General features: G+C 40.3%; 10 protein-coding genes. 6 read left to right on the top strand and 4 right to left on the bottom strand.

What is annotated here, in order from left to right:
* Positions 1 to 30 precede the first annotated feature (30 nt).
* Positions 31 to 1,083 carry a methionine synthase gene (locus L0B17_RS11880; protein ID WP_235085053.1) on the bottom strand — a complete coding sequence of 351 codons (1,053 nt, stop codon included), beginning with the start codon at positions 1,081 to 1,083 and terminating at the stop codon, positions 31 to 33.
* Between the two features lie 74 nt (positions 1,084 to 1,157).
* On the bottom strand, positions 1,158 to 2,132 hold the full coding sequence (locus L0B17_RS11875) for a DUF1852 domain-containing protein (RefSeq protein WP_235085051.1): 975 nt from the start codon (positions 2,130 to 2,132) through the stop codon (positions 1,158 to 1,160).
* A gap of 695 nt (positions 2,133 to 2,827) precedes the next feature.
* On the opposite strand from L0B17_RS11875, the gene L0B17_RS11870 reads away from it, so the two are divergent.
* Together L0B17_RS11870 and L0B17_RS11865 are read left to right on the top strand one after the other, a co-directional pair.
* Complete coding sequence (locus L0B17_RS11870; protein ID WP_235085049.1) at positions 2,828 to 3,238, top strand: SRPBCC family protein; 411 nt, start codon at positions 2,828 to 2,830, stop codon at positions 3,236 to 3,238.
* A gap of 116 nt (positions 3,239 to 3,354) precedes the next feature.
* Positions 3,355 to 3,735 carry a VOC family protein gene (locus L0B17_RS11865; protein WP_235085048.1) on the top strand — a complete coding sequence of 127 codons (381 nt, stop codon included), beginning with the start codon at positions 3,355 to 3,357 and terminating at the stop codon, positions 3,733 to 3,735.
* 236 nt (positions 3,736 to 3,971) lie between these two features.
* Here the strand turns inward: L0B17_RS11865 and L0B17_RS11860 are convergent, their stop codons facing one another.
* Positions 3,972 to 5,348, bottom strand: coding sequence for a lyase family protein (locus L0B17_RS11860; protein ID WP_235085046.1), 1,377 nt, complete (start codon positions 5,346 to 5,348; stop codon positions 3,972 to 3,974).
* An 84-nt stretch (positions 5,349 to 5,432) separates the two neighbouring features.
* Here L0B17_RS11860 and acnA point away from each other — a divergent pair, with 84 nt between their 5' ends.
* Both acnA and L0B17_RS11850 read left to right on the top strand, forming a co-directional pair.
* A complete protein-coding gene (gene acnA / locus L0B17_RS11855; protein WP_235085045.1) occupies positions 5,433 to 8,153 on the top strand; it encodes an aconitate hydratase AcnA in 2,721 nt (906 codons plus the stop codon).
* Positions 8,154 to 8,455: 302 nt separating this feature from the next.
* Entirely contained in the window at positions 8,456 to 11,872 is a 3,417-nt protein-coding gene (locus L0B17_RS11850) for an EAL domain-containing protein (RefSeq protein ID WP_235085043.1), read from the top strand.
* A gap of 286 nt (positions 11,873 to 12,158) precedes the next feature.
* On the opposite strand, the gene L0B17_RS11845 is transcribed toward L0B17_RS11850, so the two are convergent.
* Positions 12,159 to 12,947: a substrate-binding periplasmic protein gene (locus tag L0B17_RS11845; protein WP_235085041.1), complete on the bottom strand. Its 789-nt coding sequence runs from the start codon at positions 12,945 to 12,947 to the stop codon at positions 12,159 to 12,161.
* Positions 12,948 to 13,238: 291 nt separating this feature from the next.
* Here L0B17_RS11845 and L0B17_RS11840 point away from each other — a divergent pair, with 291 nt between their 5' ends.
* Both L0B17_RS11840 and L0B17_RS11835 read left to right on the top strand, forming a co-directional pair.
* Complete coding sequence (locus L0B17_RS11840) at positions 13,239 to 14,117, top strand: alpha/beta fold hydrolase (RefSeq protein WP_235085039.1); 879 nt, start codon at positions 13,239 to 13,241, stop codon at positions 14,115 to 14,117.
* A 131-nt stretch (positions 14,118 to 14,248) separates the two neighbouring features.
* On the top strand, positions 14,249 to 14,935 hold the full coding sequence (locus L0B17_RS11835) for a pseudouridine synthase (RefSeq protein WP_235085038.1): 687 nt from the start codon (positions 14,249 to 14,251) through the stop codon (positions 14,933 to 14,935).
* Positions 14,936 to 15,053: the final 118 nt, after the last annotated feature.

Raw genomic sequence — 15,053 nt, 5'->3', positions numbered from 1 at the left:
GTCGTTTTAGATTATATTAGAATAACTCGCCTAACTACTTTTAGCCAAAAGCTCTTGTCTAACGATCGCTGCGCCTGCATTTAATGCATTAAGTTTGGCCCTTGCCACTTGATGAGACAAGGGTGCCATACCACAGTTGGTGCAAGGGTAGAGCTTGTCGGCATCGACAAACTGCAGCGCTTTTCGCAGGGTGTCAGCCACTTCTTCTGGTGTTTCTATGGTGTTGCTGGCGACATCAATTGCGCCGACCATGACTTTTTTACCGCGAATAAGTTCAAGTAGCTCCATTGGCACATGGGAGTTATGACATTCAAGCGAGATAATATCGATACTCGATTGTTGCAGTTTAGGAAATGCTTGTTCATATTGACGCCACTCAGAACCTAAGGTTTTTTTCCAGTCGGTATTGGCTTTGATGCCATAACCGTAACAAATATGCACCGCGGTTTCGCATTTAAGCCCTTCAATGGCTCTTTCTAAACACTTGATGCCCCAATCATTTACCTCATCAAAAAACACGTTAAATGCAGGTTCGTCAAATTGAATAATATCAACTCCCGCTGCTTCTAATTCTTTGGCTTCTTGATTGAGTATGATGGCAAATTCCCAAGCAAGTTTTTCGCGACTTTTATAATGATCATCATAAAGCGTATCTATCATGGTCATCGGGCCAGGTAGCGCCCATTTTATTGGTTGAGTGGTTTGCTGGCGTAAAAATTTAGCGTCTTCAACAAAAACCGACTTTTGCCGACTCACTGGGCCAACAACGGTGGGGACGCTGGCATCATAGCGGTCACGAATTTTAACGGTTTTACGTTTTTGAAAATCAACGCCGTTGAGGTGTTCAATAAAGGTGGTGACAAAATGTTGGCGTGTTTGCTCGCCATCACTAACAATATCAATCCCTGCTTGCTGTTGATCGTGTAACGACAAACGCAGTGCGTCTTGTTTGCCGACAACTAACTCATCACCTTGTAACTTCCAAGGTGACCACAGTGTTTCAGGCTCTGCAAGCCATAAAGGTTTAGGCAAACTGCCTGCAGTTGAAGTGGGTAATAGTATTGGTTTTTTTAATGTTTTCATTATATTGACACCGTAAATTTTGACTAACGTAACGATTAAGCTAAGCGGATAAACCGTGCTGATAAATATATTAATTACGCATAATTAGCTGACCATTGTTCAAGTACCGCTTGATACGGTTTGATAAAATGCTCCGCAGCAAATTTTCCTTGTTCAGCCGCGAGTTGGCTACGTTCGGCGCGATCGTAAACAATTTGAGTCAGTGAGTGATCCAGGTTTTTCAAATTGGGTTGATAGCATTTACCCGCAACGGCATTGGCATTATAAATCTCAGGTCGATAGATTTTTTGAAAAGTGCCCATTGTGCTGATGGTGCTTATCAGCTCTAAATGAGTGTAATCATTGAGTAAATCACCAAAGAAGTAAAAAGCTAACGGCGCGACGCTATTTGGCGGCATAAAATAACGAACCTGTAAGCCCATTTTTTGGAAATATTGTTCAGTTAACGACGATTCATTTGGCAGATATTCAACCCCTAATACTGGGTGCTGATTTTCAGTACGATGATAAGTTTTGTTATCGGAAACACTGAGACAAATAACCGGTGGCTTTGTAAAGTGCTGCTTATAGGTATCTGAATTAACAAAATACTTAAACAGTTTGCCATGCAGTTCGCCAAAGTTATCTGGAATGCTAAATTGGGGCTGGTCTTTATTATGATCTGGCAGTAATACGCTAAAATCATAATCGCGTACATAAGAGGAAAAGTTATTGCCGACTATGCCTTCAATGTGCTTGTTGGTTTTTCTGTCGATAATATTAGTTTTCAATATTTCAATTGAAGGAAAAGTTTGGCCACTGCCTGCAATATCCATATTGACCGAAATAATGTCAAGTTCGACAGTATAGCGATCGCCTTTTGGGTTATCCCAATTTGCTAAAGCATTAAAACTATTATCAATCATTTTCAACGCATTGCGTAAATTGGCCTGGCGATAACTGCCTCTGGCTAAGTTAGCAAAGTTAGTGGTGATACGAGTTTTATCAGATGGATGGTAATTCTCATCAAGAGAAATGCTGTTAATTGAAAATGTAAAATTATTATTCATGGCTTTCTAGTATCCATTCTATGATTTCAAACCTGAGTTTATGCTTTGCGCTTTTAGACATTTTTTATGCTCTGGCTTTTTCATGTTCAGAATTGGTCAGTGAGTTGTCTTACGGTCTTGTTTGGCTGGTGCCCGATGGCCTAGTTAACAATCGACGGTAAGCTTGTCTATTCTTTATCTCTCTATTTATGAGAGCTTAGAGCGTTAGCGCTGAGTCAGTTATACGGGGTTCGGAACATGAACAAAAACGGTTTAATTTCACTTCGAACATGAGCCATATTCATCATCAATTTACAGCATAGTTTATATGGTTATTCGTACAGCTAGCCCAATACCAGCAGGGTTTGAATACTCTTTCTAACAATGGTCATTGAAGATGGTTGGACCAAGGCAAAGTATTGCTAACCTTAGCAGGAGCGCTTGATTATCAGTTTGATTAATATCCAGTCACGAATGCAGCTTTAGCGTTTCGCTATTGATTACTTGTGTCCAATGCTTGATTCGGTTTTTACATTTGAATCGTGGCAAAGGTGTCGTAATTAAAGTGAAAAACCGTTATGTTAATTTATTGTGTTAGTGGCTAGCAGGAGTTCTTGTTGCTGGGAGACTAGCTTATAACGCTATATGAGTTAGATTTACGGTTAAATAATTACCTCTATCAATGACTATCAGCCATATTGAAATTTGAGATCTATATGAAAATATCTATAGAAACAATAATTAATGCACCTTTAAATTTAGTATGGTTATCTTGGGTTAACCCTGATGAGATTAAAAATTGGCATTTTGCTTCGAGCGACTGGTGCTGTCCTTTTGCACAGATTGATTTGGTGGTGGGGGGAAAATTTAATTATCGAATGGAGGCTAAAGATGGCTCAATGGGTTTCGATTTTGAGGGTGAGTTTACCGCTATTGCTCCGCTTACCCATATCCGCTACACACTAGAGGATAATAGAGAGGTGGATATTCAGTTCTCAGAGTATCAAGGTCAAACCACAATAGCGGAAACATTCGAAGCAGAAGATGAAAACTCAGTAGAACAACAACGACAAGGTTGGTTGATGATACTCGAGAATTTTAAGCAATATGTTGAGTATAAAAAATAACCAAAGCGCAGATAGATTTGCCGAGTTTATGTTGTGCTATCGCTAGATTGAATCACATTATAATTCGTTCCTTAAATGGGCTTTATATGAACAGTTAATCACTCAGGAGATAATTTATGAATACTAATCCCGTAGGCTGGTTTGAAATTTACGTCAATGATTTAGCGAGAGCGAGAAAATTTTATCAGTCTGTCTTAGGCATAAATTTTGACGTTTTGGGTGATCCAAATGATGACAATATAAAAATGTTGTCTTTTCCATCCGATATGGAAAAGTATGGTGCTACAGGCGCATTGGTTCAAATGGAAGGATTTCCGGCAGGTGGTAATAGCACTTTGATTTACTTTGCATGTGAAGATTGTGCAATCGAAGAGTCAAAAGTCGTTGCTGCTGGTGGACGGGTGCAAAGATCTAAGATGTCTATTGGTGAATATGGTTTTATTACATTAGCTATGGATACTGAAAGTAATATGTTTGGCTTACATTCATTAAAGTAGTCACCACTCATTATATCACCACTAATTAGGTGGCCAAAATAACTATGCCACTTGTCTAATAACTTAATTAAGTACCAGATTTAAACAGCGGCATAGGCAATAGCCTGGGAAATATTCTCGTGTATCAGTTTCTTTCATCAGATTTAACTCATTACTCAATTTGATTAAGGTTAATAAGGAGCTTAAGCTCCTTATTTTTATGTTGATATGTTGTGGTTAAATTAATTAGGCAGATACTATTGGTGAGGCTTAGCTAAATGCAAAGGATCGAGTATTGCTTGTAACTCACTTTCGGTTAGCTCGGTTTCCTCAAGTGCAATCTCTAGGACTGATTTATGTTCTTTGTCGGCACGCTTGGCAATTTTTGCCGCCATATCATAGCCGACAACGGAATTCAGTGCGGTTGCCAGAATAGGGTTTTTCGCTAATGCCTGAGTTAAGTTATCCATATTGGGCGTAAACTCAGCAAACACTTTAGTTGTCATTGCTTGGCAGGCGTTGGTTAATAAATCGATGCTCGATAACAGTTTGTCGGCAATCAGTGGCAACATGACATTTAATTGAAAATTACCGGATTGAGCGGCGATAGTTACGGTGGCTTCATTGCCGATAACTTCTGCGGCAATCATGGCAACCGCTTCAGGGATCACAGGGTTGACCTTACCTGGCATGATTGATGAGCCTGGTTGTAATGCGGTTAAACGAATCTCTTGTAATCCGGCAATAGGGCCTGAGTTCATCCAGCGTAAATCATTGGCTATTTTCATTAAGCTGATTGCCAACCCTTTTAAGGCTGATGCCATAGCTAAGGTGTGATCTTGGCTACTCATATACAAGGCTGGTAGTTGGGCGGCTTGCCAGGGTAGCTTATCTTGCTGTTGTAGATAATCACAAGTCAGTTTGGCAAAACGCGGGTCGCAATTAACCCCAGTGCCAACGGCTGTGCCGCCCAAAGGCAACTGATGTAAACCTAACTCTGCCTGTTGAAGCTTAGCCTGAGCTGCATTCATTTGTTGCTGCCAACATAACAACTCTTGCCCTAACGTAATGGGCATCGCGTCCATTAAATGGGTTCGTCCGGTTTTGACCGTATCTGAATGCTTTTTGGCTAAGTAGGTTAACCTATCACTTAAATCCGTCATGGCTGGATACAAGAGCGCTTTTAAATGTCGCACTGTACTGATGTGAATACTGGCGGGTACCACATCGTTACTGCTTTGGCCCATATTGACATGATCATTAGGGTGAACTTTATCCTGTAAAATATCGCTGGCTAGGCTGGCAATGACTTCATTAACATTCATATTAGAGCTGGTGCCAGAACCTGTTTGGAACAGATCTAGTGGAAAATGCTTTGCAAAATCCAGCTGTTTACTGGCAGTAATCGCTTGTTGAATGGCGATGGCAATAGGTTTGTCTAGTAAGCCAAGCTGGCAATTAGCCTGAGCAGCGGCTGATTTTATATCGAGTAAGGCGAGTAATGCAGGAGCTGGGAAGCGCCGCTGAGATAATTGAAAGTTATCTAATGCGCGTTGGGTTTGCGCCTGATAGTAAACATCCTCTGGTACCTCAACTTTACCCATGCTGTCATATTCTATACGCATTTTGCTCATAGGATTTCCTTCTCGATTTTTGATTTGGATATGTTAGGGTAACCTTAGCATGAAGTGCACTAAACGTTTATAGGGAGATCAGTGATGAAAAATTCGATGCAATTATTGAAACAACTTGAAAGTAATGGAAACACATTCAAGTACTACAGCTTTGAGAGACTAGCCGAACACTACGATTTATCTCGCTTACCTTTCGCAGCAAAAATTTTATTAGAGAATTTACTGCGCTATGAAAATTCAGAATTTGTTCAACCAGAGGATATTGATACCTTAGCTCGTTGGGATTTAGATAACTGGTCAGAAACCGAAATCGCTTTTGTACCTTCTAGAGTTATTTTACAAGATTTTACCGGCGTGCCTTCAGTCGTTGATTTAGCCGCAATGCGCGATGCTATTGTGACATTAGGTGGCAATGCTGACGCGATTAATCCACTTAATCCTGTCGAGTTGGTCATTGACCATTCGGTAATGGTTGATGTGTTTGCTGAATCCGGCGCGCTGCAAAAAAATACTGCCATTGAAATTCAACGCAACCGTGAACGTTACCAGTTTTTGCGCTGGGGCCAGCAAGCCTTTGACAACTTTAAAGTGGTGCCGCCTGGGCGCGGTATTGTGCACCAGATTAATTTAGAATATCTGGCTCGGGTCGTGTTTGTTAAAGAAGATGAAGACAATTTATTGTATCCCGATACACTGGTTGGTACTGATTCTCATACCACCATGATTAATGGTTTAGGTGTGCTGGGGTGGGGGGTAGGCGGCATTGAGGCTGAAGCCGCTATGCTTGGGCAACCTGTTACTATGCTATTACCCGAAATTGTTGGCTTTGAATTTACTGGTACATTACCAGCAGGGGTGACTGCTACCGATCTCGTGTTAACGGTTACCGAGCAATTACGCGCATTTGGCGTAGTAGGCAAGTTTGTTGAGTTTTTTGGTGCGGGGGTTGATCAACTGACCCTGGCCGATAGAGCCACCATTGCTAATATGGCGCCAGAATATGGCGCTACCTGTGGTATTTTCCCGATTGATCAGCAAACTTTAGCTTACTTAGCGCTTACTGGTCGCTCCCCTGAACGTATCGAATTGATAAAAGCATATCTTGAAAAGATGGGGATGTGGGCCAGTGCGTCCGACAACAAAGCCTGTTATCACGCCACTTTACAGTTAGATTTGGGCAGTATTGTGCCGTCAATCGCCGGACCTAAAAGGCCGCAGGATAGAATTGCATTAGAGCAAGCAAGTATCAGTTTTCGTCAATGGTTAGACAGCCAAATTCCGGTTAGCCAAGTTGACGCTCAAGATGAGCTTGAAAGTGAAGGCGGCCCAGTGGTGCAAGTGCCAGTTGCCGATGGCGATAATGGTGTTGCCTGCCGTTATCGAGAACAAGATTTTGTCCTCGAAGCTGGCGCTGTCGTTATAGCAGCTATTACTAGTTGTACTAATACTTCTAACCCGTCGGTACTCATCGCCGCCGGATTATTGGCCAGAAATGCCCGCCGTAAAGGCTTGCAGGTAAAACCTTGGGTAAAAACCAGCTTTGCACCTGGCTCGCAGGTGGTGACAGATTATTTAATAAAATCGGGTCTGAATGTCGATTTAGATGCTTTAGGGTTTCAATTAGTTGGCTACGGTTGTACCACCTGTATCGGTAATTCCGGCCCATTGCCTCAGCCTGTCAGTGAAGCCATACAACAGGGCAGGTTAAAGGTGTGTTCAGTATTGTCGGGCAATCGTAACTTTGATGGCCGTATTCATCCTGAAATTCAAGCTAATTATCTGGCATCGCCGCCGCTGGTGGTCGCGTATGCACTAGCTGGTAACATGAAAGCCGATATAGCAAGTGAGCCACTTGGTGAGGATGCAGATGGTAATGCGGTTTATTTAAAAGATATTTGGCCGGATAATCAAGAAATTCAACAGGTCATGGCCAGCGCGGTAAAAAGTGATATGTTTGTGTCGCGTTATGCCGATGTTTACACTGGTGATGCAGATTGGCAAGGGTTAGAGGTGGTGCAGAGTCAGAAATATAACTGGCCAGATTCTACCTATGTTAAACAGCCGCCATTTTTTGACGGCATCACTGCCGAAGTGCCCACAATAACAGGCATAGACAACGCTCGTTGTTTACTCAAATTGGGCGACTCGGTGACAACTGATCATATTTCACCTGCGGGATCTATTGCACCAAACAGTCCAGCAGGAGATTATTTACAGCAAGCTGGCGTGGCAATTAAGGACTTTAATTCTTATGGTTCACGCCGTGGTAACCATGAAGTGATGATGCGCGGCACCTTTGCCAATGTAAGGTTAAGAAACTTACTGGCACCGGGCACCGAAGGCTGTTGGACACGTTTAATGCCTAACGGTGAATCGATGACGGTATTTGATGCCGCGATGCAGTATCAGCAACAAGGCACGCCTTGTATTGTGCTAGCAGGTAAAGAATATGGTACTGGTAGCTCGCGGGACTGGGCAGCTAAAGGGCCTGCACTGTTAGGTGTAAAAGCGGTAATCGCCCAAAGTTACGAGCGTATACATAGATCTAATCTAGTTGGAATGGGTATTTTGCCCTTGCAGTTTATGCCAGACGACAGTACTGAGGCGCTTAACCTCACAGGCGAAGAACAGTTTAGTATTCCTGCGGTCAGTGCCGGTCAAAAAACCGTTAAGGTGACCGCAACTGATAAAGCGGGTAAGCAACATTCGTTTGAGGCAAAAATCCGTATCGATACCCCTAATGAGTTCAGTTATTACCAACATGGCGGTATTTTGCATTATGTATTACGTAATTTGGTAAAATGAGTGTAATATTTAAGGTAAGTAGCTGTTTAAAAAGATAATAAATAAGCCCAGATTGAAAAATCTGGGCTTATTTTATATAGGCGCCTTTATTATGTTTTTAGATGCGACTTTGCACTTTATATAAAGGTAGCTAAAACATGGCAGAAAATAGAGTTGTTTTATTTAACTATTTGTTAACATTCAACCAAATCTGCTAGAGTTACTACTCAATACATGAATGAATTGAATATAAAATTATCAATGACTAATTTTTGAACGCACTTTTTTCCACATTTTTAGCACTATTTACTCAGGAAGTATGAATGATAAAGTTGTTAGCCAGTTTGAACCAATCTATTGTTAGTCACACTTTGATGGCGGTAGGTGTTCGAATTTTATTTGTCATTAGCATATTAACAACCATCAGTTATTTTCATATATTTTCCGAAATAGAGTCAACTAAGTTAGCTGAGTTTCAATCTTTCACCCAGGAAAGAGTTGCCAGAGAAAGCCAAATTTTTACCCTTGCAGAGGATAACCACAAACTGTTTAAGCAAGATATTTTGAATTCTTATCAGCCTGAAAATAAAGCCGCAACCCTGTCTCTCTTCGAGAGAGATTTTATTCGTCAAGACGACCACGCGATACGTTTTAATCCGCAGCTTTTTGATGCAGAGCAGCGTGCAGGTGTTTGGATTGCCAAAGATGTGCAGTTGACTGACGAGCTTAAATACCGTGCGGGTTTGCTCAATACATTGGTGGGCGACTATGGTAAAAGCTGGCGAAATCGTTTCATTAATACTTACGCTTATGGTATTGAAAATTTTGCGGCAATATATTGGCCAGAAATTCCTGATTTTACTTATCGTTTAGCCGCTGATTTTGATATTCGATTGGAGGAATATTTTACGATCTCAATTGAACAAAATAATCCGGCTAAAAAAACGGTTTGGACAGGTGTTTACCTCGATAAACAATCCGATATTTGGATGGTATCAATAGAAACGCCTATTTATTATCAGCAGCAACATATTGCCACTATTGGCAACGACATGTCATTGGATGAGTTGTTTGCAAGAACGATTAATCAAGCACCGCAAGGGGGCTATAATCTTATTTTTCGTCACGATGGTCGTTTGATTGCACATCAAAGCTATATTGATCAACTTAAAGCAGCTAATGGGCAGTTTATTATTGACCGCGATGGTGACGATTCACTGCAATCCATTTACCACGCGGTCATAACAGCAGACCCAAACCAAAAAATGATTGAGCTGGCACAAATAGATTCTTATTTAATGGTCAGTAAACTTTCAGGGCCAGGTTGGTATTATGTCAGTGTCATCCCTAAAACAGTGGTAAGCAATGTCGCTTCTAGTACGGCAATGATTGTATTTATTTCAGGGTTTATTGCGCTTGGAATCGAATTATTTGTATTATTTTTTGTGATGAGAAAGAAAATTACCCAGCCTTTATCAAAACTTAATCATGCCACACTAGCACTGTCTAGAGGTGAGCAAGCTGAAAAGTTAGATAATCTTCGCACCGATGAATTAGGGCGTCTTGCCAGTGCGTTTAATACTATGAATCAAAATTTAATTAAACGTGATAATCAGCTGGCAAGTGCAAATAAAGCCCTTGAAGTACAATTGCATCAAATACAGTTAAGTGAAAATAACCTTGCTAACGCACAAGCCGCTGCGCGATTGGGTAGTTGGCAATATGATACTGTAAGTCATCAATTAACCCTCTCCAGAGAGCTAGTTAAATTACTTCAACTGACACCATTTCAAGTTGACACCTTTAATATTGAAGCACTGTTTAATTGTTTGGCTCAAAATGATAACGGAGCTATATCTGACGTGTTTAAGCAGTTTCTTGAGCAAGGTGTCGCTTTTAGTCTGAGCCATGAGCTAATGAGTATTAATGATAAGCATGAGTGCTGTTATGTTCATTCTACCGGACAGGTTGAGCAAGATGGCAAGCGTTTGACTGGTACAGTACAAGATCTCAGTGAACAATATAAAGCGGAACAAGCTAAAAAACAAAGTGAGCAGCTTTTCCGTAATGTGTTTAATAACTCTACGATTAGCATGGCTGTGGTGGGACTGGATGGCAAAATATTACAAGCGAACAAGACACTCTGTAAAACCTTCGGCTATACCAATGATGAAATTTATCTACTGAGTTATGTTGATCTACTTCAGCCTGATGATCGTGAATTTGGTTATAAACAATTAGCGCTCATTCGTGATGCAGACGCTAAATCGTATGATGCTGAAATAACCTTGGTGTGTAAAAACGGTACAGAACTCTGCTGTTACATTAATGTTTATGTTCAGAAAAATATCGATGGCCTAGCCGACTATATTTTTATTCAGTGCATTGATATCAGTTTAAGAAAACAAGCAGAAGTGAAATTAAATCAATTAGCTTTTCATGATCCTTTGACGCATTTAGCTAACAGAACATTATTTATTGAATTTTTGACCAAAGCAGTAAAGCAGTATAAACGTGATGCTGAATACAATTTTGCCTTGTTGTTTCTTGATTTAGATGGTTTTAAGTTAGTGAATGATAGTTTGGGACACTTAGAAGGTGACAAGTTACTCATTGCAATTGCCGAAAGGTTGAGTCATGAAATTCGCAACTCAGATACGCTAGCAAGATTTGGTGGCGATGAATTTTGTATATTAATGGAGTGTATTACAGGTGAAGCTCAAGTGATTAAACTTGCTGAGCGTATTAATAGAGCCCTTACTAAACCCTTCATTTTAAATAATGAACCTGTCGTTACCAATGCCAGTATTGGAATTGTTTTGGCAAGTAATGAGTTACTTGATGCGCAAGAATACCTACGTGATGCAGACAGTGCTATGTATCACGCTAAACGTGAGGGGCGTGGGGGTTATGCAATCTTTAATGAAGATATGCATATGATGGCTAAACATCAGTTAAGGCTGCGTAACGAGTTGAGTCAGGCTGTAACCGAAAAGCAATTTATCGTTTATTTTCAGCCAATTATTAATGCTACTACCGGGCGTATAGCTGGTTTTGAGGCATTAGTTCGTTGGCTACACCCAACAAAAGGATTGATTGAGCCGATAAAGTTTTTGAGCATAGCTGAAGAGATGCGAAGAATTGCTGAAATTGACTATTTAGTTATTGACCAAGCATTGGGCCAAATTACTCAATGGCGTGAACAGTTTAGGCGAGATGATTTAACCGTGAGTTGTAATGCGTCGAGTGACTTAATTTCAACTTATCATGTGGTTGATAAGCTAAAAGCGCTGTTAAATAAGCATGGGTTACCCGCACACTGTCTCAATATCGAAGTCACTGAAAATGTGTTGATTCATGATCCAGAAACGACGATGAAAATCTTATATGAACTGCAGGCTACAGGAGTTAATATTCATTTAGATGACTTTGGCACCGGTTTTTCATCGTTGAGCTATTTACATCGTTTTCCTATTCATAATATAAAAATAGATCGAAGTTTTGTGAGTCGATTAATGAACAGCGAAAAAGATCATGCCATTGTTGAGAGTATTGTATTGCTAGCCAATCGACTTGGGATTGAAATAACCGCGGAGGGTGTAGAAACAGTAGCCCAATATCATGCATTACAAAAAATTGGCGCAACAAAAACTCAGGGCTATTACCACAGTAAACCAGTCGACTCTGGATCAGCAATGACATTATTGTTTGCTGAACAAGACCCATCTACTCAGTTTTAACCAGGTAATACTCATCGAATCCATGGCTAACAATCGTTAGCATTTTTGCTATCGCTCTAGATAGCCTTGCCTATCATTCGCGGTAAACTGGTGGCGGCTTACTCGACTCGGCATAGGGGTTACCGCTGGCAAAAACAGACTCTTTTTAAAGGGCAGATATAGGTAATTTACATGTTCAATTACATTTGTGTGAAACAGGTGTAGAAGGTGATGTGATTATTGTTGGTAAATATGAAGAGGTAATAGTGAGTTTAGCTGCTTAATTTCGGTGCCAAAGCGTAAAGCGTTATTTATTTTCCAATGTAGGCTCAATGGGCTGCAAGAAGGTTTGATATTTCAGCATTTTTTGTTGCCATTCAGGATCCTTGTTAAGCTTTTTAATCAGTGTATTAATCGCTTTAAATTCAGTCTGAAGTGTTTTTGGGGCCATAATATAGCGAATATATTGGTCGTGTGGCCTAGATGAAAAGTAAAGTTGTTGGTTTTGTTCGAGTAATGTTTGGTAGAAAAGAGTTGTTGCTCTAGAGACAATGGCAAAATCAAAACGTTTTTTGATAAGCATATTAATTAATTGTGATTCATTAGAGGTATCGATACGCATCATTACTCCGTTATCCACTAATGTATCTATAGTGTGATAGCGAAAGCCGAAAATCCCTCCGACACTTTTACCGTAAAAAACCTCTGTGTTATTAAATTCGATGGGGGCATTTGAATGGGAAATAATTTCATCTTGATCCCGCATTAAAGGTTCTGACCATAAATAAGTTGTATGATCAGAGTCTTTAAACCAGAGGGGGTTGACGCCGATCATCATGCCGTCAAATTTTTGTGTATCGAGCAAATGGTTAAGTCGTTTTCGAGGAATGTAAGATACGCTGAAATGATAGTTTGACTGTTGGCGGTTAAAAAAATCTGCAACATCATAAAGTAAACCTGTTTCAGTATCACTATTAATGACATAAGGCGGCATGTAGTGATAGGTATAAAGAGCGATGTCTTTAGGTGTACTTGTGGAAGAATCGGCCCATGCATTGAAGCAAGTAAGCAATAATATTAGCCAAATAAGTTTCAATCAGTCCTCCTTTCCAAGTTAAGCTATTTGCATTAACCCATGATTTCTCTAAGTCCTGTTAAATAATCATGCTCAGTTAAATAATAGTGCATGATGACCAAGTTAACACATGCTATGGTTTCATTTAAGCTAAAACATTAGCAATTTTGATTTTTTAATCAATAAAGTACAGAGCCTATAACTGATTTATCCTTTAATAAGAGGTATGCATTGAAATTGATATTAACATTGTTCAGTAGCCTTTTATTGTTGCTTATGATTACAGCGACTATTTATATCCTAATCAATCGTGTGCCTGATCGATCTGTTGAGCAACTTAAACCCAAATGGGCACAACCACCATCACAATTCATTGAAATTGCAGGCCTGCAGATCCACCTAAGAGATGAAGGCCCCCGTGAAGATCCAACTCCAATTGTGCTTTTGCATGGTACGAGTTCATCGCTGCATACTTGGGATGGTTGGGTTAATGCGTTAAAGGATGAGCGCCAGGTTATTCGATTTGACTTACCTGGTTTTGGCTTAACGGGTCCCACTGTAGACAGCAACTACAGTATAGAAAACTATTGTCGCATTGTTGTCGAAGTGCTCGATATGCTTAAGGTTGACCGCGCTATTTTGGTTGGTAATTCCCTTGGGGGTTATGTGTCGTGGGCTACGGCAGTATTTTATCCTGATCGCGTAGCCAAGTTAGTGTTGATTGACTCGAGTGGATATCCATTTGAAGCTAAATCGATTCCAATTGGCTTTAGCATTGCGAGCACGCCAATATTAAATAAACTCATGCAACAAGTGTTACCAAGGGGAATGGTTGAAAGCAGTGTTAAAAATGTTTATGGCAATCCAGAGTCGGTTACCCCTGAATTAGTCAGCAGGTATTTTGATCTAACAACCCGAACGGGCAATAGGCAGGCACTAGTCGAGCGGTTACAGCAAATACGTCCAGGTCAGCTAGTACCGCGCATATCTGAGCTAAATCTGTCGACACTGATTATTTGGGGGCAACAGGATAGACTTATTCCGCCTGACATTGCCGATAGATTTCACCGGGATATAATAGGCAGCCAGCTTGTGCGTTTTAATGAACTTGGTCATGTGCCCCAAGAGGAAGATCCACATAGAACAGTTAATGCTTTCAAAGCCTTTTTAACTCAGCAAACACAGGATTGATCGTCTTATGTCAGTGACTTTTATTGATAGTTTGCTTGTGCATAATTACTATAAATTAACGCATTAATATAAAGCGTAAATGTAAGTAGGGTAGATGTAAGTAGGGTAGATGTAAGTAGGGTAGATATTTTATGCGGCTAGATAAATTTGTGCTTAAAAGTACATTGTGTACAAAATCAGAGGTTACTGAACAAATTAGTCTGGGTCATATTAGGGTAAATGGTGCAGTGAATACTGATATAACAAGTCAGGTGCATGAAGATAATGTGATTCAATTAAATGGTCAGACACTGGTAACTAGGCCATTTCGTTATATGTTGATGCATAAACAAGCCGATACACTTTGTTCAAATGTCGATGGTCATTACCCTTCATTGTTGAATAATATTGATATTAATCACAAAGACGAGCTGCACATTGTTGGGCGCTTAGATGCCGATACCACAGGATTAGTGCTGATAACTGACGATGGCCGTTGGTCATATAATATTACTCGACCTGAATGTGTTTGCACAAAAGTGTATCGAGTACAATTAGCCAAACCGATTAATATTGATGCTGTGGCACTGTTTAAACAAGGCATATTGCTCCAAGGAGAGAGCAAACCGACACTACCCGCTGAGCTGATTATAATGAGTGCAAAAGAGGTGTTGTTATCGCTTACAGAGGGTCGGTATCATCAAGTTAAAAGAATGTTTTTTGCCATAGGTAATAGAGTTAACGCTCTGCATCGTCAACAAATAGGTAATGTAAGTCTTGATATAGTTGCCGGTGAATGGCGTGACTTAACAGCAGATGAAGTCAGTTCCTTTCAGTAAGCCTCAACTTTGAATTATCAGTAAATCAAACTGGATTAGCACTAATAAATGATTTTACACTAGATAACAAAAAGGCTTTACCTGAAGGTAAAGCCTTTTTTGCTAAGCATGTATTATC

The sequence above is a fragment of the Shewanella sp. OMA3-2 genome, assembly GCF_021513195.1.
Classification (GTDB): Bacteria; Pseudomonadota; Gammaproteobacteria; order Enterobacterales; family Shewanellaceae; genus Shewanella.
The sequence above is the reverse complement of the archived record's forward strand: the minus strand, read 5'-3'. Positions and strand labels throughout refer to the sequence as shown.

Coding starts and splice junctions, on each gene's coding strand:
- L0B17_RS11880 (WP_235085053.1), bottom strand. CDS start 1,083: ATGAAAACATTAAAAAAACCAATACTATTACCCACTTCAACTGCAGGC.
- L0B17_RS11875 (WP_235085051.1), bottom strand. CDS start 2,132: ATGAATAATAATTTTACATTTTCAATTAACAGCATTTCTCTTGATGAG.
- L0B17_RS11870 (WP_235085049.1), top strand. CDS start 2,828: ATGAAAATATCTATAGAAACAATAATTAATGCACCTTTAAATTTAGTA.
- L0B17_RS11865 (WP_235085048.1), top strand. CDS start 3,355: ATGAATACTAATCCCGTAGGCTGGTTTGAAATTTACGTCAATGATTTA.
- L0B17_RS11860 (WP_235085046.1), bottom strand. CDS start 5,348: ATGAGCAAAATGCGTATAGAATATGACAGCATGGGTAAAGTTGAGGTA.
- acnA (WP_235085045.1), top strand. CDS start 5,433: ATGAAAAATTCGATGCAATTATTGAAACAACTTGAAAGTAATGGAAAC.
- L0B17_RS11850 (WP_235085043.1), top strand. CDS start 8,456: ATGATAAAGTTGTTAGCCAGTTTGAACCAATCTATTGTTAGTCACACT.
- L0B17_RS11835 (WP_235085038.1), top strand. CDS start 14,249: ATGCGGCTAGATAAATTTGTGCTTAAAAGTACATTGTGTACAAAATCA.